The organism is Clostridium sp. UBA4395, assembly GCF_002390995.1.
Taxonomy (GTDB): domain Bacteria; phylum Bacillota; class Clostridia; order Clostridiales; family Clostridiaceae; genus Clostridium_J; species Clostridium_J sulfidigenes.
This window is the reverse complement of the sequence record NZ_DGRF01000016.1, coordinates 106,526-127,421: the sequence shown is the minus strand read 5'-3', so window position 1 is coordinate 127,421 and position 20,896 is coordinate 106,526. Positions and strand designations below refer to the sequence as shown.

17 protein-coding genes are annotated in these 20,896 nt (G+C 29.1%); 3 read left to right on the top strand and 14 right to left on the bottom strand.

Translation table 11 applies throughout. The annotated features are described in order from the left end of the window. Window positions 1-200 precede the first annotated feature (200 nt). The 7 genes from B2694_RS01495 to B2694_RS01465 form a co-directional block, all read right to left on the bottom strand. On the bottom strand, window positions 201-1,031 hold the full coding sequence (locus tag B2694_RS01495; RefSeq protein ID WP_346879857.1) for a MerR family transcriptional regulator: 831 nt from the start codon (window positions 1,029-1,031) through the stop codon (window positions 201-203). A gap of 604 nt (window positions 1,032-1,635) precedes the next feature. Continuing rightward, on the bottom strand, window positions 1,636-2,778 hold the full coding sequence (locus B2694_RS01490) for a 1-propanol dehydrogenase PduQ (RefSeq protein WP_346884259.1): 1,143 nt from the start codon (window positions 2,776-2,778) through the stop codon (window positions 1,636-1,638). A 278-nt stretch (window positions 2,779-3,056) separates the two neighbouring features. Beyond that, the gene (locus B2694_RS01485; RefSeq protein ID WP_346884258.1) at window positions 3,057-3,821 is read right to left on the bottom strand and encodes a molecular chaperone DnaJ; all 765 of its coding nucleotides are present in this window, start codon (window positions 3,819-3,821) and stop codon (window positions 3,057-3,059) included. Window positions 3,822-3,922: 101 nt separating this feature from the next. Then, window positions 3,923-5,080 carry a flagellin lysine-N-methylase gene (fliB, locus tag B2694_RS01480; protein ID WP_346884257.1) on the bottom strand — a complete coding sequence of 386 codons (1,158 nt, stop codon included), beginning with the start codon at window positions 5,078-5,080 and terminating at the stop codon, window positions 3,923-3,925. Between the two features lie 446 nt (window positions 5,081-5,526). Further along, window positions 5,527-6,351, bottom strand: coding sequence for a DUF3307 domain-containing protein (locus B2694_RS01475; protein ID WP_346884256.1), 825 nt, complete (start codon window positions 6,349-6,351; stop codon window positions 5,527-5,529). Next, a complete protein-coding gene (locus B2694_RS01470) occupies window positions 6,341-7,015 on the bottom strand; it encodes a SatD family protein (RefSeq protein WP_346884255.1) in 675 nt (224 codons plus the stop codon). The genes B2694_RS01475 and B2694_RS01470 overlap by 11 nt, the downstream gene beginning before the upstream one ends. 284 nt (window positions 7,016-7,299) lie before the next feature. Then, a complete protein-coding gene (locus B2694_RS01465; protein WP_346884254.1) occupies window positions 7,300-8,856 on the bottom strand; it encodes an ABC-F family ATP-binding cassette domain-containing protein in 1,557 nt (518 codons plus the stop codon). A 262-nt stretch (window positions 8,857-9,118) separates the two neighbouring features. Between B2694_RS01465 and B2694_RS01460 the strand changes: the two genes are divergently transcribed. Next, entirely contained in the window at window positions 9,119-10,294 is a 1,176-nt protein-coding gene (locus tag B2694_RS01460) for a class I SAM-dependent rRNA methyltransferase (RefSeq protein WP_346884253.1), read from the top strand. Window positions 10,295-10,369: 75 nt separating this feature from the next. Here B2694_RS01460 and B2694_RS01455 read toward each other — a convergent pair whose 3' ends face one another. The 3 genes from B2694_RS01455 to B2694_RS01445 form a co-directional block, all read right to left on the bottom strand. Next, complete coding sequence (locus B2694_RS01455; protein WP_035134826.1) at window positions 10,370-10,624, bottom strand: phage holin family protein; 255 nt, start codon at window positions 10,622-10,624, stop codon at window positions 10,370-10,372. 528 nt (window positions 10,625-11,152) lie between these two features. Then, window positions 11,153-11,869 carry a 2-phosphosulfolactate phosphatase gene (locus tag B2694_RS01450; RefSeq protein WP_346884252.1) on the bottom strand — a complete coding sequence of 239 codons (717 nt, stop codon included), beginning with the start codon at window positions 11,867-11,869 and terminating at the stop codon, window positions 11,153-11,155. Window positions 11,870-11,902: 33 nt separating this feature from the next. Continuing rightward, complete coding sequence (locus tag B2694_RS01445; RefSeq protein ID WP_346884251.1) at window positions 11,903-12,838, bottom strand: TIGR01212 family radical SAM protein; 936 nt, start codon at window positions 12,836-12,838, stop codon at window positions 11,903-11,905. A 204-nt stretch (window positions 12,839-13,042) separates the two neighbouring features. Between B2694_RS01445 and B2694_RS01440 the strand changes: the two genes are divergently transcribed. Together B2694_RS01440 and B2694_RS01435 are read left to right on the top strand one after the other, a co-directional pair. Beyond that, window positions 13,043-14,119 carry a transporter gene (locus B2694_RS01440; RefSeq protein WP_414632699.1) on the top strand — a complete coding sequence of 359 codons (1,077 nt, stop codon included), beginning with the start codon at window positions 13,043-13,045 and terminating at the stop codon, window positions 14,117-14,119. A gap of 159 nt (window positions 14,120-14,278) precedes the next feature. Beyond that, window positions 14,279-15,175 carry a radical SAM protein gene (locus B2694_RS01435; RefSeq protein WP_346884274.1) on the top strand — a complete coding sequence of 299 codons (897 nt, stop codon included), beginning with the start codon at window positions 14,279-14,281 and terminating at the stop codon, window positions 15,173-15,175. Between the two features lie 106 nt (window positions 15,176-15,281). Here the strand turns inward: B2694_RS01435 and B2694_RS01430 are convergent, their stop codons facing one another. The 4 genes from B2694_RS01430 to B2694_RS01415 all read right to left on the bottom strand — a co-directional run bounded on the left by B2694_RS01430 (window position 15,282) and on the right by B2694_RS01415 (window position 20,812). Beyond that, complete coding sequence (locus tag B2694_RS01430) at window positions 15,282-17,060, bottom strand: heme NO-binding domain-containing protein (protein ID WP_346884249.1); 1,779 nt, start codon at window positions 17,058-17,060, stop codon at window positions 15,282-15,284. A gap of 34 nt (window positions 17,061-17,094) precedes the next feature. After that, on the bottom strand, window positions 17,095-18,606 hold the full coding sequence (locus B2694_RS01425; RefSeq protein ID WP_346884248.1) for a HAMP domain-containing sensor histidine kinase: 1,512 nt from the start codon (window positions 18,604-18,606) through the stop codon (window positions 17,095-17,097). Between the two features lies 1 nt (window position 18,607). Further along, window positions 18,608-19,285: a response regulator transcription factor gene (locus tag B2694_RS01420; RefSeq protein ID WP_346884247.1), complete on the bottom strand. Its 678-nt coding sequence runs from the start codon at window positions 19,283-19,285 to the stop codon at window positions 18,608-18,610. Between the two features lie 162 nt (window positions 19,286-19,447). Beyond that, window positions 19,448-20,812, bottom strand: a complete 1,365-nt coding sequence (locus B2694_RS01415; RefSeq protein ID WP_346884246.1) for a peptidoglycan-binding protein — start codon at window positions 20,810-20,812, stop codon at window positions 19,448-19,450. Between the last annotated feature and the right edge of the window lie 84 nt (window positions 20,813-20,896).

Sequence of the window (20,896 nt, the reverse complement as noted above, 5' to 3'; positions counted from 1 at the left end):
TTATAAGTTAGTTGTGCCAGTTGTTTTAAGTGCTAAATACTAGTTTCCGTCAATATCATAGAGTAGAAATTTTATTTTATAAAAGAAATATATGTATTTTTTTTAAAAGATATATTTGTATTTTTTTACAAACCGAGTTTTATCGACATTTTATCCCTTACCCTAAGGTCAACGTTTTCAGTATTTTCAGTTTAATGAATCTATCTCTTTCTTCTAATTTTAATCAAAATTTCCGTTACAAACTTGTCAGTGTTTTTAGTTGTCCAATAATCTGTTACATATCTTTCATAAGATTCTTCAGAACATATGTAATCATGTTCCTTAGCCCATTCTTTTATTTTTTTATATGTTTCATTAATTGTTTCATGAGTACCTATATGATAGCAAGAAGCTGCTAACCATCCACCAAATTCAATACTTTCTTCGTCCTTACACTTTAAAATAGTCTCTTGCATTATTTTCATCTTACTACATTTCCCATTAATCTTATCCTCAAAAGATGGAAAACATATAATTACAGGACCTGTTATTGCATTATTTATACTATCAATGTAATTGTTAAACTCTATGTTAATTATACACTCCATATAATCATAATTAAAATTTTGATTTAAGAAGATTAAATTGCGCTCATCAATATATTTTATAGAGACATCACAAACATTATTTTCAATTACCATCTGTGCCTCAACTATAAGTGTATGCCAATCTCTTACAGATCTTATCTTTAAATTTATTTCCTTTTCAAGTTCTCTTAATTCATCAATTTTTGTTCTAAAACTTTTATCAAAAAAATCATAAGTTGTTCCTTGTAAAAAAGCTCTCATTTCTTCTAGCTTAAATCCACTTTGCTTATAATATTTTATTACTGGTACAGATAGTAAGTTTTTCTTGCTGTAATATCTATAGCCACTTTCATCAGCTACTTTATCAGGTGATAATATACCCATTTTATCATAATATCTCAGTGCTTTTTTTGTTATTTTACATATCTCTTCCACTTTTCCTATGGAATATAATTCTTCTCCCATACTAAGTTCACCTCTTTTATAATATTTTTAGCCGTTTTTAAAATCTAAATCATTTTATTCCAAAGATTTTAAAACTTTATTAAAAAGAATTTCCCCCACTAAATGTAAAGAATATAATGAGGAGTCCTTATAAGCATTAAAAAACAACTTCACCTTTATAATATTTATAAACATTTTAAATTTATTCTAAGAGCCACGAACTCTTTGCAATTTTCAAAATGTTTATCATAAACTTATATATAATAAAAATCCTAATGAAATTTTATCTAATTGTTATATCGAACTTTTTGTATAAATAAATGGATATTATTACGATTATGATGAGAATTATAAATACTTAATTATGTGATTTTGAATAAACAGAGTTTTATAATATTCAAAAATAATTGAAGAATAATATTTAACCTTAAAATGAATATTTTACCATGTAAAATTAAAGAAAAAATATATTATTCGTATAAATAATATTACATATTATAGTCAAACTGTAAAGAGGAAATTTATTACATCAAGTTAAATGTATAACATTTCAGCCTAAATTTAAGGAATTTAACAGAACCAATAAAAAAACCACCCATTAATGAGTGGTATAAAATACAAAATTTTATCCAAAAACTTTTTCTAAAATTTTTGATAAATCTTCTCCCGTTACTTCTTTAGGATTTGCTGTTGTACATATGTCATTAAGAGCTGCTTTAATGATTTCTTCTTTTGATGCTTCAGCTAGCTCCATATCAGCGCCTTGTTCTTTTAATGTTGTTGGAATCATCAAAGTCTTTTGAAGTTCTACAATACTTTTAATTAAATTATTAACACCAATATTTACATTTGGCGCATGCAACTTCAATAATTTTGCAACTCTTTGATACTTTTTAGATGCTATGTCATATTCTACATTGAAAGCACCCTTATTTAAATTGGCATTATATTCTATTACATAAGGAAGTATCATTGCATTACTTCTTCCATGAGAAATATGTAATTTCCCACCTACAGCATGAGCTAAACTATGAGTAATTCCTAAGCCAGCAGCATTAAAAGCCATTCCAGCAAGACATGATGCATTGTGCAGCTTTTCTCTTGCCACTACATCATTTCCATCAGCATAAGCTAGTGGTAAAAATCTAAAAGCTAAAGTAAGTGCTTTCTCTGCAAGAGCATCTGAAAAATCAGTAGCATTCTTTGAAACATAAGCCTCTAAAGCATGTGTAATAACATCCATTCCTGTATCAGCAGTTATAGCCTTAGGTACAGATTTTACTAGTTCCGGATCAAGAATTGCAACTGTTGGAAGAAGAGATTTATCTGCAAGAGCATACTTTAATCCTTCTTGTTTATTAGTGATTACCGCATATTCAGTTACTTCAGACCCTGTACCACTTGTAGTAGGTATAGCATAGAATTCTTCTATAGAAGAAACTCCTCCAGTAATTTTTTTTGCATATTCTCTCATAGCTTTAGCTCCATCAATTGATGAACCTCCACCAAGAGCTATCATAACCTGAGCATCACAATTTTGTAATTTCTGAATGCCTTCAGCAATAACTTCTACAGATGGATCAGGTACAATATCACTAAATACAGCTACTTGACAATCAATAAGCTTTTGCTTTACTTTCTCAGCCATACCTGATGTTTCCATGAATTTATCACATACAATTAGCACTCTTTTATTCTTGATTTCATTTAGTTTTTCTAAAGAGCCTTGTCCAAAATAGACCTTTGTGTTGATACTAAATTCTTTCATATACAATCTCTCCTATTTTAAAAATATTCAAGATATGAATGAATTAGTTTTCTTTACTTTAAAATAAAATTAACCCACAATTATAACAATCAAAAAAGTTTATAATAAACTTTACTTGATTCATTATATCAATAATAAAATACTATTGCAACAGAAGGTTCGGTCAGTTTCAGTAAAGTAAAGTTTTTCAAGTTAACTTCTTAAAAATATATTAAAAATTATACTTTTTAATTATATAAATATAAAATAATAACAATTATATTTCTACCGATTTAACATTAAAAAACAAACTTTTTTAATTTGTTATTTACTTTATTTAACGTAGATACAAGAATTTTTAGGATACTTGGTAAAAATAAAGAAACTACAAAGCCCACAGCACATAATACAAATATCTTATATTTAATAGCATGTCCAATATAAATTTGATATCCATGGATAGCACATATAGCTATAGCTGCTATTATTATAATCTTAGATGCAATCCAAGATATTATATTTAATATTTTACATAGAAATATTATTATGGATAATATAACTACCACAGGCATGAGCAATATCTTAAGTGGCAATTGAGTAAAGGAAGATTCACTACTCTTTTTATTACTTCCTGCTTTTCTACTACTATCCCTTTTGCTTTGTTTTTCAGATTTAATATTGTCTCTATCTTCTGTATACTTCTTTTTAGATTTTTTTTGTTTTCTTATTGATGTACTCTTTGAAGATGATCTCTTCTTTTCTTTACTAACTGTAGATTCTTGTTCATATTCATTAAAACTTTCATAGCTATTACTATCATTTTTATGAAAATTATTATTTAAATCTTTCACTTGATTATCTATAATCACAGTTTGCTGACTTTTATTTTTTTCTCTCTCTTCCTTTATTTTTTCATAAGCTTCATCAAATACTTTTATAAAGGATTTTGCTCTTTTTTCATCTTCTATCTCTTCTTTAAATTTATTTATCCTATCTTCATACGCCTTTGTTATCTCTTCCATAGATGCATTTTTATCAACACCTAAAATTTTATAATGTTCCATATCTCTCCTTCTCCAACTATAAGTTTAATTTTTTCATTTGTAATCTAATATTTCAAAATCGAAGTAGTCTAAATATTACTTAATTATCTAATACCTTATTTTTAGTTTATTAGTATATTTATAATTCTATCTTCTTTAAATACAGGATTTGTTTTAAAAATCTCTGCCAAAGTGTCTATATTCTCCTCTAAATGTTCAACGTCTTTAGAATATGTATGACTTATATCTACGATATCCTCATCACTAAGCTCTCCGCTTTCTACCCATCTTGCTATACATAACTGCTTAATTACTAAGTAACTCACCACGGCAGTCTTCACTTTAGCATCCACATCATAATCAAAGACAGCCTTCATAAAGTATCTAAACACAAAATAAACTAATATATTTTCAAACTTATACATATTATCTTTATAAAAATTGTTAAATTCCTTATATTTATCTAGATAAATATCTTTATTCTCAACACTACTCTTAATAAAAGATAACACCTTATCTAAGCCTAAGGGATCATTGTTATTTATATGCTTTAAGCCTTTAAATACATAAAAATACTCTTCTATATCAGTATACCATTGTTCTTTATCTCTAATAGTTTTATTAAGATCATCACTAGTCTTGTTTATAAAGTTTTTATCCATATATCTTTCTTTAATGGTCTTTAAACTAGTTAGATCGTCCTCATCTATCTTATCCTGAACTTCCTTTGCAAAATCAAGAATTATAGCAGCTCTTATATTTAAATCAATACTACGATTCTGAAGTATATTAAAAATTATACTTCTGCACTGCATAAGGTCGATAAATAACATGGCATCAATATCGTTATAAGAAGTTATAAACTCATCATTTTCACTTAACTCAAATTCAACCTTATTAGAATCACTTAGTATTATCCTTGCTGCCTCTGGACAGGAAAGTGATATACCTATTTCTCGTAAGTTCCCAAACTCCTCCATATACCTAGGATACTTCTTGCAAGTATAGCAAAGGCTATCTTCTCCAAGTTCATTATATATATCACATAATTTGTTTTCATTTAGAAATGCACAGTTGCCATTTTTCAATACAAATATATTATCTTCTCCATCATTAACCATCTCACTTCTTAGTCTTTCTCCAAAGCCACCACTAAGATTTTCATAGTAATCATAAGTTTCTTCATCAATAACAATTTCCCAACCAGCACAACATGTATCCTCGCACTTATCTGCTATACATTTGAATTTATTAAGATATTTCGGTACTCTTATTTTCATTTTTCACCTCAAAGTTTTTGTTATATATTTAAGGTATCTGAAAATAAATAATAAGTCAAAGATGAGAAGTATATTTTGAGTTAGACAAGGAAACAGGTTCCGCAGATAGTAGCACTATCTAAGGGTTCTGTTGACACAGTATAGCACAAAACAGACGAACATTCTGACTTATTTATTTTTCGAAGATGCCTTATATTAAATTCCATTTTATCATATTCTCATAATTTTATATTGTAAATATACTTTTACTTATTCTAACATCATTTTTTTCTTCTCCCACTCTTACTTTTTTTGAAAAACTATATGCTTTACCCTAAATTATTCATATAAAAATAAAAACCACGCATAGCTTGATATCTACCATTTAAACTATGCAGTAGTTGTCCTTATAAAAATAATTTCATTGAATAATTCAAGTTAATATATTAAAATATCTTATTAACTGATTAAAAAATAAAGTTATAAATAACTATAACAAATAAAGTACTAAATAATGTTCCAATTAAATAATACTCACCAAATTCCGCATCCTCAGAAATCTTATTATATCTAGCAATTGACTTTGCTGTTAAAATGAATCCTATAGCTGAGTATTGATTACTATATAAAAACATAGCAATTATTATACGTTCTAAAAAACCTATAATTGCACCATTATTACTACCATTATTAGCAACGCTGTTATTGATGCTATTATTAACTACCGAATTATTACTACTAGTAACTAAGTTTCCCTTAGGCTTACATCCTGAAAATATTATTTTAAAAGTTATATTTGCCGGCTTATGCATACATAACACCATCAATACCCATTTTAAAACCATTAATCCATTGATACCTAATATACTATATCCAATATACAATGTATCTATTGGATAATATAAATTCTCCCTAAAACAAACTATTACGGCTATAAGTAAAATTATATGTACCACTTGATCAAATATATATATAATCCATGGTTTAATATACTTCTTTACTTTATTCTTTTTACATGCAGTATGAAATATTTTTAAATATCCCTTATATAAATAATATTTTACTACATCTATCAATAAATGAGCTAAGCATAATAATAGTATTAATCCTGTTATCTTATAACTTTTTTTAAACAAAAGTAAAATTAAAATAAATGGAATGCTATAGAATACTGAATGTTTAAATACGCCACCTATTTTTTCCTTCTTTAGCTCTGACATTTCATCATCTTGCAAATAATAATCCCCAACTACATGTGCTATCAAGCACAGTACAATAAATTTAATCTGCATATTTATATTCTCCCCACACTTCTATCAAAACTCTATTCAAACTATGTTTTACATAAATATAATTATAATATCCTGAGCTTTTTAATCTCCTTTGTACGCTTGATTGAGCTAAGTTTAATTCATTAGCAATTTCTCTTTGAGTTTTATTTGAAAACATTATTTTTTCAATAAGTTCTCTTTGCTTATCTGTCCACTTCTCTTCTATAAAGTAACATAAACATAAATTATTATTAATTAAACTAACTATATCCGTTTTATAAATTGAACTAACCCCTATATCTGTATTATATTGTGATTTACTGTTTATTTTATTTAATATTTTAATCTCCTCTATCATTTTTCTAGCATAATGATATGCTGGACCGTCAGCCCCTAATGCCATCTCTTTATTTATATTAGTATCAATATTACCAATCCCAACTCCAAATCTAATTTTTATAGGATACATTTTAAACTTAATTTTATCAATAATATCAAATAAATGAATAGGATTACTTAATAAGCCTTGAAATTCATCTCCTAATGTAATAATAAATTTTGCAGCAATGTTTCTTTCATATTCAATATTTATATCTTTTAATATATGATTTAATTTTTCCTGAGCTTCGTTTCTATTTAATATCTTTTTTGACTCAACTATATCACCTATAATTGCAAAGTACATGCTTATTACCTCATAATTTCTTAAATATTTCTTTAATTTTAACATTTATTAGATACTTTTTCAATGATGATGCATTTACAATAGCATCATTCCTTTTGATGCATTCATAATAGCATCATCACCTTTGATGCACTTATAATAGCATTATTACTTTTGATGTACTTATATTATATTCTACATTTTTCCTTTTTGGGTCCACTAATTTTACTTATTCAATATTTTAAAATTTAAAAAAATGAGGTGTAAAATAACACCTCACCCAACAACATAACTTTAAATATGCATTATACAATCTTCGTCGTCCAATCCTCACAATTCCATATATCAGTTACTACATCTTTATAAAACTCTGGTTCATGGCAAACTAGTAATATAGTTCCTTTATACTCTTGTAATGCTCTCTTTAACTCATCCTTTGCTTCTACATCTAAGTGATTGGTAGGCTCGTCTAGGATTAGTATATTGGTTTCCCTATTTATAAGCTTTGCAAGTCTTACTTTTGCAGCTTCTCCTCCTGATAGTACCATAACCATACTTTCTATATGCTTAGTAGTTAAGCCACACTTAGCTAATGCCGCACGGACTTCATATTGAGTACAGCTAGGGAATTCCTTCCAGTATTCTTCTATACAAGTATTTTTATTTCCTGATTCACCTTCTTGCTCAAAGTATCCTATTTGTTGATAATCACCTAGGGTAACTTCTCCACTTATAGGTTTTATGTCTCCCATAAGGCTCTTAAGTAGAGTTGTCTTTCCAAGTCCATTGGCTCCTACAAGGGCAATCTTTTGTCCTCTTTCCATAGAAATATTAAGAGGCTTTGTTAATGGACTATCATATCCTATAACTAAATCCTTAGTTTCAAAAATAACCTTACCTGATGCTCTTCCCGTTTTGAAGTTAAATGTTGGCTTTGGTTTTTCCTTAGAAAGCTCTATTCTATCTATTTTATCCAACTTCTTCTGCCTTGATTTAGCCATGTTAGATGTGGCAACATTGGCTTTATTTCTCGCAACAAAATCTTCAAGTTTTGCAATTTCAGCTTGTTGCCTTTCATATGCTCTTTCAAGCTGTTCTTTTTTTGCTTCATATATTCTCTTAAACTCTTCATAGTCTCCTACATATCTACTTAACTTTCGATCTTCCACATGGTATATAAGATTAATTACAGAATTTAAGAAAGGAATATCATGAGATATTAGAATAAAGGCATTTTCATAGCTTTGCAGATATCTCTTCAGCCACTCTATATGTGCTTCATCTAAATAGTTTGTAGGCTCGTCTAAAAGTAATATATCTGGAGTTTCAAGTAGAAGCTTTGCAAGTAAAACCTTAGTTCTTTGGCCTCCACTTAAAGCCGTTACATCTTTATCTAGCCCTACATCTAAAAGTCCTAATCCCTTAGCAACTTCTTCAACCTTTGCATCTATAACATAAAACCCATTATTATCTAGCATATCTTGAATAACAGCAGTTCTTTCTAATGCCTTATTCATTTGTTCTTCATCCATTTCACCCATTTTCCCATAAAGTTCATTCATTTCAGTCTCTAAATCAAATAGGTATTTAAATGCATCTCTTAGTACATCTCTTATAGATAATCCTTGTTCTAAAGCTGCATGTTGATCCATATATCCTACTCTCACATTATTAGACCAAATTACTTGACCTTCATCAGGCATAAGTTTACTAGTTATTATATTCATAAAAGTAGATTTACCCTCACCATTAGCTCCAATTAAACCTACATGTTCCCCTTTTAATAATCTAAAGGATACATCTTCAAATATTGCTCTATCCCCAAAACCATGACTTATATTTTTAACTGTAAGTATACTCATACATTTTCCTCCTATATCCTTCTGACTATCACCATTAAATGGTATGCGTTAAAAAATTCAAACCAAGAATATTATACTTTACTAACAAAGATTTTTCTATGGTAAAAATTAAATAATTTATTTGCAAAATTCTCTCTATAAATTTATACTATAAGAGGTCTAAATAAAGTTTAGTAAATTTATTTTTTATATAGAACAATTTTAAATTTGACAATATAAATTATTATTAATAATTTATTGTTTTGATAATAGGAGGATGTAAATGGCTTGTAAATTCTATCTACTAAAGGGAAAAGGAAAAAGTGTGGAGAATGGTCACCTTTGGGTTTACTCTACTGATATAGAAGAATATGATGGTGAATATGAAAATGGAGACATTGTAGAAGTATATAATTGCAGAGAGGAATTCATCGGAAAAGGTTATATTAATGATGTTTCTAAAATTACTATAAGAATTATGACTAGAGATATTGATGAAGAAATTGATGAAGAATTTTTTAGAAAAAGGCTTAGAGCTGCATGGGAATATAGAAAAAAGATAATAGATACTTCTAGCTGTAGGTTTTTGTTTGGCGAAGCTGATTTTGTGCCTGGACTTATAATTGATAAATTAGAAAATTACTACGTTATTCAATCTCTAGCTCTAGGCATTGATAAATATAAAGATATCATTGTAAAAATTCTAGTAGAAGAATATGATGCTAAAGGTATTTATGAGAGAAGTGACGCTAAGGTTAGAATCCTTGAAGGAATGGAACAGATTAAAGGCTTTTTAACCGAACCCTTTGATACTATGATTCAGATAGTTGAAAATGGCGTTAAGTACTATGTTGATGTTGAAAATGGTCAAAAGACAGGATTTTTCTTAGATCAAAAGGAAAATAGAGCTGCTATACATAAGCTTTGCAAAGATGCCACTGTGCTAGACTGCTTTACTCACACTGGTTCCTTCGCATTAAATGCCGGTGTTGCTGGTGCTAAATCAGTATTAGGAGTAGATATATCAGAGCATGCAGTAGAATTCTGTAGACGTAATGCAGAGCTTAATAATCTACAAGATGTAGTTAAATTTGAATGTCACAACGCCTTTGATGTACTTCGTGAGTGGTCTGATGAAGGCAGAAAATATGATGTGGTTATCCTTGACCCACCAGCCTTTACTAAATCTCGTTCTACTATTAAAAGTGCTACAAGAGGCTATAAAGAAATAAACCTTCGAGGAATGAAATTAGTGAATAAAGGTGGTTATTTTATAACATGTTCATGTTCTCACTTTATGAATCCTGAACTGTTTAGAGATACCATTGCCAGTGCAGCTAAAGATGCAAGGGTTACCCTAAGACAAGTAGAATTTAGAACTCAAGCTCCTGATCATCCAATTCTTTGGAATAGTGATGAATCATACTACTTAAAATTTTATATCTTCCAAGTGGTTTAATTATTTACAAAGAGCTATATAATTTATAATCTTAGTTGATTTATAAATTATATAGCTCTTATATTTAAATCTTCTTTACTCTTTCTTTTGACTTTGTTTTACTAGTTGGTTAGCATATACACTAGCCCCAGTGACTAAAACACCCTGAATTATTGCATCAGCACTAAAACTGTGCATAACTCCCATAGATAACAGTATGCCTACAGGAAGCAAGATTACTGGTATATATTTATCATTTATCTTCTCTATTCCTTTTAAAATCATACCAATTATATATAGCACTGGTATTAGTATCAATGCATTCTCTGTAATATAACTAAAGAATTCCATAAATATTCCCCCTTTATATATTTTATTCATTTTATCCTTACATGAGTACATTATTTTATATAAATTCAATAAAATTTTAGTTATTTACTACTAGGTATACTTATGCATATCATTTAACATTTCCCTTATTTTTACATAATGTAATTTTATTCTTTTATTTTTTTGAATTATAAGGATAATGAGATATAAATTTGTTGTACAGATTTTATTGAATATTAGTTCTAAAAGTGTAACAATAATAATATAGTAATATTTGGTAAAAGGTGATGTTATGAAAGGCTTATCCATTCTAAGATTTGTTCAGATTGTTTTTTGTTTCCCTATAATAATATTGTTTGCTACCTCTAAAATGAATGGTATTGAGCAAATCATTTTCATAGCACTCTTTACCTTATATACTGTAGTATATGAAGTCATATTTTTAACTTTAGCTAAAAGAAAAAGAACTACTAAAAACAGCAGTTTTTAAAATAGAGTTCTTTGCTTCAGTAGGAGTAAAACTCCCTCTGAAGCAAAGAACTCTGTTCATTAATATACCTTTATTTCTCCATCCTTGTATTCTGGAACTATATTTATTAAATCTTTTGAAAGACAATATCTTAAATCTTCATTATACCTAAGATCCTTCATCCTTTTATAATGAAGTGCATCTTTTACAAAACTTATTATACTAGGATTATTTATATATACATATTCTGAAGTTTTTGCTATATCTGTTAAGGTGCAATGGTTTTTCATTATATCTCTTAAACAGTTGATTATATACCCACTTGTTATAAAGTCATCCATAGAAAACTCTCCATCGGTTCCTGCATTTACAAAGGTTACATCCTTATTTAACTTAGCTAATTTTTCTGCTACTACTCTTCCATTTATTAAAGCACCTATAAATATCTTCTCTGCTTCCTCACTATTTTTAATAGCTCTAGTCCCATTTGTGGTAGTCATTATAAGACTCTTACCTTTTACTATATCCTCAATGTAGTCTAAAGGTGAATTGGAAAAATCAAATTTATCTATTTTTATCCCCCCTCTTTCTCCTCCTAAAAGATATTTATTTTTATCTTTACTTGCAATATCTATAGCTTCTTCTATCTCTTTTACAGGAATTATTTTATCACAACCATTATTTAATGCTGTAACCATTACTGAAGTTGCTCTTAAGACATCAATAACAACCACTATCCTATCTTTAAATTTTTCTGGCTTAATATGTTGTGCAGATATAACTACATCAATATTCATGTACTATTCCCCCTGATTATACATTTAATTAAATTAATATTCTTTATAATATTTTCCTTGATATAGGTCTTCAGTGACTAACTTATTATCTATAGCATTTAAGACTTCCCACTTTTTCAAACTCCACATAGGACCTACTAATAAATTTCTTGGAGCATCTCCTGTAAGTCTATGAATTACTATATCCTGTGGTAACATTGTTATAGCCTTAGTTACAAGGTCAATATATTCATTCATTTCTAGTAATGTAATCTTACCTTCATCTAGCAGCTTTTCTAGCCTTGTATTTTTCATTACATGAAGAAGATGAATCTTAACACCTTTTATGGGAAGCTTAGAAATATACTTAACAGTTTTTAACATATCCTCTTTACTTTCTCCTGGAAGTCCAAAGATTATATGTGCCACCACATCTATTTTCCTTTTATGTAGTTCCTCCACTGCTTTTTTAAATATTTCTAACTTGTAGCCTCTATTTATTAGGGTAGCTGTAGTATCATTGCTAGTTTGAAGTCCAAGTTCTACCCAAGTATATACCCTTTTTGAATAGTCTTCTAATAATTCTAACACATCCTCTTCTAAACAATCTGGTCTTGTAGCAATGGCAAGTCCAACCACATCCTCTTGTGTTAATGCTTCATCATACTTTTTCTTTAATACTTCTACAGGCGCATAGGTATTTGTATAGGCTTGGAAATAAGCTATATACTTACCATCTTTCCACTTTTTATTCATCATTTCCTTTATATCAATAAACTGCTCAGTTATAGACGATAACCTATCTCCAGCAAAATCTCCTGAGCCACTCTCAGAGCAGAATATACACCCACCTTTTGATAATTTTCCATCTCTATTAGGACATGTAAATCCACCATCTAATGATATTTTAAAAGTTTTTTGCCCATTAAACTTTTTTCTTAAAAAATAATTTAAACTATGATATCTCTTTCCATTAAAATCTTTTCTCATTTCTAATCTTCCTATCCTATTCTTCTGTTATCTATTTTAAATATATCCATATAGTAATCTTCTATATTCAATTATAGTTTAACTCTTTTATCTTTCAAAATCCACTAACAATACTTTAAAAAGTTTTCCACATATTAATAGTTTTCCACATATTCTTGTGTGGACTTCAATATAAATATACAAGCTATCATAATTTTTGGGGGGATAACTTTGAAGAATCTTAAATTAATTTTTCAAGCTGCCACTGTTTTTATTGGCACCATTGTAGGAGCAGGCCTTGCTTCTGGTCAAGAAATAACTCAATTTTTTTCTACCTATGGGTTTTCAAGTTTTTATGGACTTCTACTCTGTGCAGTATTTTACATAATAATAAGTTCCATTATAGTGTCTATAAGTTTAAAATATGACTTAAATTCTTATACTGATTTTATAACCCTTGTAAGCCCTGGTTTCTTTGGAAAAATAACAGATTATCTTACTAGCTTCTTTTTAATCTCAGGAGCTGCTATAATTCTTGCAGGTAGTGGTGCTTTACTTTATCAACACTTTGGAATTCCAAGACTTGTTGGAGTGTTTCTAATGGCTGGAATTGCACTTATTACCTTATTAAATGACACTAAGGGCCTAATAGCTATTAATTCCATAATAGTACCTAGCCTCACTACTATAATTATTACTATATTTGTCCTTTATCTTCTCTTTTCAAAGGATACTATATCTATGGACTATATGAAACAAGTACCAGTATATAAAAACCTTATTATAGATAAACAGTGGATTATATCATCACTTCTCTATGCAGGATTTAACATGTTATCCTGTAGCGGAGTTCTTGTACCAATTAGTAAGGAAATTAAAAATAAGCGTCTTATTATTTCTGGATTAACCATTGGCGCTCTTGTCCTTACTCTACTTGCTTTCTTAATTAATTCAATGTTAATGGCAAATATACCTGAAATATTTAAATATGAAATTCCACTACTCTTTGTAGCTAGTAAGTTTATCTCTTTAATGCAAATTCTTCTTTTATGTATTATTTGGTGTGAGATGTTTTCTACGGAAGTTTCAGATATATATAGTGTTGGTAAAACCCTTGAAAATAAATACAACATCCCTTATAAAAGAGGTGTTGTACTCATTCTTTTAATAGCCATTCCTATATCTCAAATAGGCTTTAAACAGCTTATAACTTTCTTATATCCCGGTTTTGGAATAGTTAGCTTGGTATTTATAGCTCAATGCATTGGGTTCTACTTTAAAATGAATAAGGTAAAAAAATAATTAAAACTTATATATGCTACTTCACTTTTTGCTCCTCTTTAATTATACTGATATTATATAAGATGAACACTACTATGTTAGTAGTGTTTATTTACTTTGAAATATAAATATAATATTTGCTATGTTTATTATGTAAGGAGATAATTAATTATGAAAGATTTGACTTCTCTCAATAATTGTAATATATGCCCTCGTAATTGCAGTATAAATCGAAACTCTGCAAAGGTAGGCTTTTGTAAAAGTGGAGCTAAAGTAAAAGTTGCTAAGGCCTATGGTCATATGTGGGAAGAGCCCTGTGTGTCTGGCACTAATGGTTCTGGTACGGTTTTCTTTTCAAATTGTAACCTTAGATGTGTATTTTGCCAAAATCATGATATTAGTCAGTCTGACATAGGTAAGGAAGTTTCTATAGAAAGATTAAGTGAAATATTTTTAGAGCAACAAGCTAAAGGATACCATAATATAAACTTAGTTAACCCTACTCACTATATACCTCAAATAATAATTGCTTTGGATAAAGCTAAAGAAAATGGACTTAATATCCCTGTAGTCTATAATTCCAATGGCTATGAAAACGTAGAAAGCATTAAAGCTCTTAAAGGATACATAGACGTATATATTCCTGATTTAAAGTATTTTAATGATAAATATGCAATAAAGTATTCTTCTGCTCCTAACTATTTCACCATAGCATCAAAGGTTATTGAGGAAATGGTGTATCAAGTAGGTATTCCAATATTTAATGATGAAGAAATTTTAATTAGAGGTGTTATTATAAGACATCTAATGCTCCCTGGACTTTTATTCGATTCAAAAAAAATAGTAGATTACATATATAAAACCTTTGGAGATTCAGTATACTTAAGCCTAATGAATCAGTATACACCTATGTTTAAAGCAGCAGAATATGATGAAATTAATAAAACTCTTAACCCTAGTCATTATGACTCTTTAATAGATTACTGTATAGATTTAGGCTTTAAAAATGCCTTTATCCAAGAATGTGGATCTAACTCAACAGTTTATGTCCCAGATTTCAATCTGCAAGGCATTTAAAACTCTAATATTATAAAGCTCTTTAACCGTAATAAAACTAAACAAATAAAAAGCATTCTTAGGTAAAATCTCATGAACTTTACCTTAAGAATGCTTTTATCATTAATTATACATCTAGTGTACTTCTAAAATATTCTGTAATTCTTTGAACCTCACCTATAGCTTCTGTAAGTTTAATCATTTCATCAGTATAGGTATTTACACTGGCACTAACTTCTTGAGATGATGCAGAATTTTCTTCTGCAATAGCTGCTAATGATTCCACATTGTCATACATTCCTTCTATAGCTTTAACTTCTCTACCTAAATCATTGATTGTAGTAATCATTGATTCTGATACTTTATCAACAGCAGTAGTCGTACCCGCACTTATATCTCTAATTCTTTCTAATCCATCAGTTTGTTTTTCAAGAGCTACATACTGTTCATCTATGCTATCTACAGTATATTTAATATCCTCTGCAAATTCTTTAAGATTTAAATTAATTTCTTCAACAGCATCTTTAGTTTGTTCTGCAAGCTTTCTTACCTCTTCTGCAACAACAGCAAAACCTCTACCATGTTCTCCAGCTCTAGCTGCTTCTATAGAAGCATTTAATGCTAAAAGATTTGTCATGTCGGAAATTTGAGCTACTATTGATACTATATTAGTAATATCACTAGCTTTATTGTTTAACTTTATTCCAGTTTCTTTTACTTCTTGGAACTTGTCTAATGTTTTTTGAATATTATTACTTACAGTCTTTATCTCATCAAACCCAGCAGTAATTTTCGTTATAGTATCTTCCATAGCTAATTTATTTTCATTTTCACTGTTTACTAAGTTATTTAAAGCTCTAATATTATCATTCAATCCTGATGCTACTCTTTCTGTATTGTTGGCTTGGTCCACACTAGTTTCTGACATTTGTTCTACTACTGTAGATATTTCTTTAGATGAGCCTTCCATTACATTTGAAATAGCTTTAACCTTATTAAGATATTCTACCATCTCACTAACATTAGCATCAAACTCTGTCATATCCATTGAAGATATATTAGTTCCTGATTTTATAACTTCATATAATCCTTCAAGCTCGTCCTTGGTGCTAATAACATCATATGACCTTTCCTTATCTTCTTTTAATCTAGTCATAGCTTTAACAGGTCTTAATAATAAATATGTACCTATAAAGGTTACTACTGTAGCTACAGCTGTAATTTCTAAAGCTGGAACTATGCTTTTAACTCCAAGTATTAATGTTGATCCAATAAGAGTTAATATAAAAGTAAATATGGATGCCTTAACTGATAATGATTTTATAAATCCAAGGTATAAGATTTTATTAAATCCATAACTTTTTTTGCTATTTATTTCTTTTTCAAAAGTCACTTCCACTTTCATCACATCTCCAGACTTTTCTAAAATTTCATACTCTAATTGTTCATTAAAATATTCAAAAGTTCCTTCAAGCATACCTAAGAAATAGTCAAACATCTTTCTTTTAGATGAATAAGTCATAACCGCTTTTCTTTTAGATGTCTGAACAATATCTACTGCTGGAGGCTTAGCTCCTGAAATTTTCTTAGTTATTGCTATATGTATATCGTTTAGTGATTTTAAAAATTCATATGCACTTCTCTTTTTAAAGTATACTGGATATACATTAACAAAGGATTGTATATTGTCTTTTCCTATATCATTCCATAATTTCTCTTTAGTTAAACTTCTAGCTTCTGATAGCTTTGAAATAAACTTAGCTATTACTTTGTCGTCTACTTCTTCTAGTGGAGAAAATATTTTATTTGTCTCCCATCCAGCATGGTTCATAGCTTCATTTACTTGTGAATCATTATAAAGTTTTCTACAAGTATTTAGCCATATTGATACAACTGTACCCTTCATAATTAATACCCCTCTTTTCTATGGCTATAGTATATTAGCACTGATTTGGCAATTCAAAATAGAATCTTACACCTCTTTTGGTATTTTCAACTCCACATTTACCTTGGTGCAAATCTACTATATTTTTAACAATTGATAGTCCAAGTCCTGTACCACTATCTTTCCTATTTCTTGACTTATCTATCTTATAAAATTTATCCCATATCTTATCAATTTCTTCGTTATTAATAAGCTCACCTGTATTTTCAAAAGATAACTGAGTCATATTCCCCTTTGTGTACATTCCAACAAATATACTTCCCTCACAGGGAGTATGCCTTATTGCATTCGTAAGAAAATTGGTTATTACTTGTTCTATCTTAAATGCATCCCCATAAATTTGTTTCTCATATAGATTCAAATCTATTTTTACATTCTTATTATCGATACTATGATGTAATTTCTTTACAACATTTTTCACTAAATTATCAATAAAAAATAATTCTTTATTAAGGATTACCTTTCCACTTTCCAAAGATGATATTTGAAGCATATCTCTAACTAAATTACTCATCTTATCCGATTCTTCTATAATTACATTTAATGATGAATTAATATTGTCTTCTAAAAATACTCCATCCTTAATACCTTCTGCATATCCTTTTATTAAAGTAATAGGCGTTTTTAATTCATGAGATACATCTGCTATAAACTCTTTTCTCATAATCTCAATTTCTCTTTCTCTGTGGATATCATTTTGTAGTTTTCTATTAACTTCTTTTAATGAATTTAAAGAACTATCCAAGTTTTGTCCTAAAAAATTTAATGTTTCCCCAAGGTTTCCAATTTCATCTTCATATACCATAGTGCATCTCTGACTAAAATCCAAATTACTCATTCTTACAGCCACTTTATTTATTTCTCTTAATGGCTTTGTAATAAATTTCGAATAAATTAATGCTAATATAACTATTACTACTATAGCTCCTAAGTAAAAATACTTATAAAATATCCCTATAACCCCCATGGCTTCTTTTACATATTGTAAAGATGTAAATCCTACTATTATATTATTGTCATGTAGAAGTGCAGACGCTAAATATTTAGTGTTCTCGCTGTTCTTAAATGAAATAGTTACCTGTTTTTTATTAATCATCTCGTTTAATAGTTCCGGATCTGTCTTTATAGTTTTAATAACATAATTAAAAATTTCTGTATTTTTACTATCTATAGTTTCTGAGTCAGTTTTAAAGGTCACTATAATATTATTTTCTGTGTTTACCACTCCTATAGATGTGTTATAATTATTCTCAAACTTCTTAATACTCTCTATTATTTCCCTTTCATCCTTTGGATTACTTAGAGTATCTCTAAACTTTATCACATTGCTTTTAATATCATTTTCCTTTTTATCATTATATATCTTTTCAAACAATATTCTCTGACTTAAAAGAGTAATAGTCAAAAATGCTATAAATACCACAATAGTTACAACAAACATTTTCAATGTAATGCTTCTTTCTATATTTCCCTTTATCTTTTTATAATAGTTAATTATTTTATTCATACTAAACCTCTATCTTATAACCAAAGCCTCTTACTGTTACTATCACTTTATTCATGTGCTTTAGCTTCTCTCTAAGTCTCTTAATCGTAGTATCAACCACACGTATATCTCCTTCAAAATCATAACCCCATATTTTTGTAAGAATTTGCTCTCTAGTAAGAACTATATTTTTATTTTTCAAGAAATATATAAGTAAAGAAAATTCTGTTGGTGAAAGATTAATTTCTTCATCACTTACCATAACTCTATGACCTTCTTCATCTATATAAAGATTCCCTATCACAATTCCCGTACTTTTATCTATACTACTTCCATAGCTCCTCTTTATTAATGCTTTAATTTTAGCTACTAAAACCTTTGGACTAAAGGGCTTTGTTTCATAATTATCTGCACCAAATCCCAATGCTAAAAGCTTATCTTCTTCCTCTTCCTTTGCACTAAGCATTATTACTGGTATATTCCATCTATTTCTTATAGCCTTTAATGTCTCAAACCCATCCAAAACAGGCATCATTATATCTAGTACCACTAAATTTACTGATTCATTCTCTATAATCTCAATAGCTTCTTTACCATTAGAGCTATGTAATGTTATAAACCCTTCCTTTTTTAAATAAGCTTCCAACAAGTTTCTAATATTCTCTTCATCATCAACTAATAATACCTTTATATTATCCATATCCGTAACTCCTTGTATTTCTCTTCTTAACAATAATTATACCTTATTTTATACTCTATAATTATTTACTTGAATATTTTATTAAAATATTTTTTGCATGTTGCTTTTATACGCAAAAATGAACTCCGAGATAACTTCGAAGTTCATTAATAGATTATATACTCAATTTTTAGGATATTTAATTCTAGGTAAATCCGGCGCATCTTTATATGGCCAATGTGGAATAAAGTATGAATATTCAATTTCTTCCTCATGAACACTTCTTAATTCTGCAATTTTAGTTACTCCTGTATATATAGCCGAAATCTTATACCATGTAGCATAATCTACTTCACCTGTCTGTGGAAGCCCAAATACCTGTTGAAATACTCTTACTTGATTAGCAGTGGCTGGTCCATATCTTCCATCGATAGCCACTCTAGGTATTAGAGGATAATTTTGAGATATCCTATTTAAAAAGGTTTGAGTGGTTCTAACGGGCTCTCCACTACTCCCCTGTTTCAAAGTAAACCCTGGATAAGACCTTGGACTTCCAGAAACCTTAGTAGCTCTTTCAAGAACAATATCCCCTCCATAGAAATTTCTTAATATATCATATGGAATCCATCCTTGATCCCCTAAAGCCTTACTGCCCCATTGAGTAAGCCATCCTGGACACTGAACATTTCTACCATCACAGTATTGGGTAAGTAAAGGTTGTTTAGCTCCTGACCTCTTTACATAGGTTGCAAATATCTCATCTACTATCCTACTTATGTTATCAAATATGTTTCTTCCGTAAACAAAAGCTTGATCATAAGCTGTAGAATTTGTTACGTCAAAATTAAACCCCTTACTTCTATACCATTCTGTGTATATTCTATTTAAAGTAAATGAAATGATACAGTATACATTAGCTCTTATAGTTGCCTCTGGCCAAGTTGCATAAATTTCACAGCTGGCTACATTTTTTATATAGTCTGTATATGGAACAGTATAATTTGGTGCTGCTGTATTAGTTGGTGCCCCTGCATGTACGATTATAAACTCTGGTACAACTGGCTCTGGCAAAACTACAAAACCACTTGGTGGAGGTGGCAAAGCTTTATTGGGGTCCTCAGGTATCTTAGGTGGAAAATCACCAAATTGAACATTAGGTGGAATCTCTATAACCCTGACTATCTGTACATCTTCATCCTCTGTGATCTCTCTATTAAGACTTGTTGGAATCAGATTACATATCTGTAACGCTGTTTGTCGCGGCAACACTTGGCATCCTCTTATATTTATTTCATCAAAGCCTTCTGCCGTTACATCTATATCATAAAGGGCATAAGGTATAAGGGTATTATCTGGATTTAATGATCTTTCTATTTCTGGAGTTTCTAATTCTATAGTCTCCGTTTGTCCCTCTGGATTAGTAGTTAGGGTAGTAACTTGCTCTCTAGTTTCTCCATCTGTTCTTGATACCGTAATATTGGCATTACTTATTGGTATAGCTGTATTTACTCTATACACTTGAACCTGCAACCTACCTATGTCTGCCATAAATTTCTCCTTAAAATAATACTTCAATATATATATTATGATGACTATCATAGAAAAGTTACATATTCTTTATAGGAAAATTGT

Excerpts from the sequence above, each read along its gene's own strand:
- B2694_RS01460 (WP_346884253.1), top strand. The coding sequence starts at position 9,119 with ATGGCTTGTAAATTCTATCTACTAAAGGGAAAAGGAAAAAGTGTGGAG.
- B2694_RS01470 (WP_346884255.1), bottom strand. The coding sequence starts at position 7,015 with ATGTACTTTGCAATTATAGGTGATATAGTTGAGTCAAAAAAGATATTA.
- B2694_RS01490 (WP_346884259.1), bottom strand. The coding sequence starts at position 2,778 with ATGAAAGAATTTAGTATCAACACAAAGGTCTATTTTGGACAAGGCTCT.
- B2694_RS01455 (WP_035134826.1), bottom strand. The coding sequence starts at position 10,624 with ATGGAATTCTTTAGTTATATTACAGAGAATGCATTGATACTAATACCA.
- B2694_RS01430 (WP_346884249.1), bottom strand. The coding sequence starts at position 17,060 with ATGAAGGGTACAGTTGTATCAATATGGCTAAATACTTGTAGAAAACTT.
- B2694_RS01495 (WP_346879857.1), bottom strand. The coding sequence starts at position 1,031 with ATGGGAGAAGAATTATATTCCATAGGAAAAGTGGAAGAGATATGTAAA.
- B2694_RS01425 (WP_346884248.1), bottom strand. The coding sequence starts at position 18,606 with ATGAATAAAATAATTAACTATTATAAAAAGATAAAGGGAAATATAGAA.
- B2694_RS01445 (WP_346884251.1), bottom strand. The coding sequence starts at position 12,838 with ATGAGAAAAGATTTTAATGGAAAGAGATATCATAGTTTAAATTATTTT.
- fliB (WP_346884257.1), bottom strand. The coding sequence starts at position 5,080 with ATGAAAATAAGAGTACCGAAATATCTTAATAAATTCAAATGTATAGCA.
- B2694_RS01465 (WP_346884254.1), bottom strand. The coding sequence starts at position 8,856 with ATGAGTATACTTACAGTTAAAAATATAAGTCATGGTTTTGGGGATAGA.
- B2694_RS01420 (WP_346884247.1), bottom strand. The coding sequence starts at position 19,285 with ATGGATAATATAAAGGTATTATTAGTTGATGATGAAGAGAATATTAGA.
- B2694_RS01415 (WP_346884246.1), bottom strand. The coding sequence starts at position 20,812 with ATGGCAGACATAGGTAGGTTGCAGGTTCAAGTGTATAGAGTAAATACA.
- B2694_RS01450 (WP_346884252.1), bottom strand. The coding sequence starts at position 11,869 with ATGAATATTGATGTAGTTATATCTGCACAACATATTAAGCCAGAAAAA.
- B2694_RS01485 (WP_346884258.1), bottom strand. The coding sequence starts at position 3,821 with ATGGAACATTATAAAATTTTAGGTGTTGATAAAAATGCATCTATGGAA.
- B2694_RS01475 (WP_346884256.1), bottom strand. The coding sequence starts at position 6,351 with ATGCAGATTAAATTTATTGTACTGTGCTTGATAGCACATGTAGTTGGG.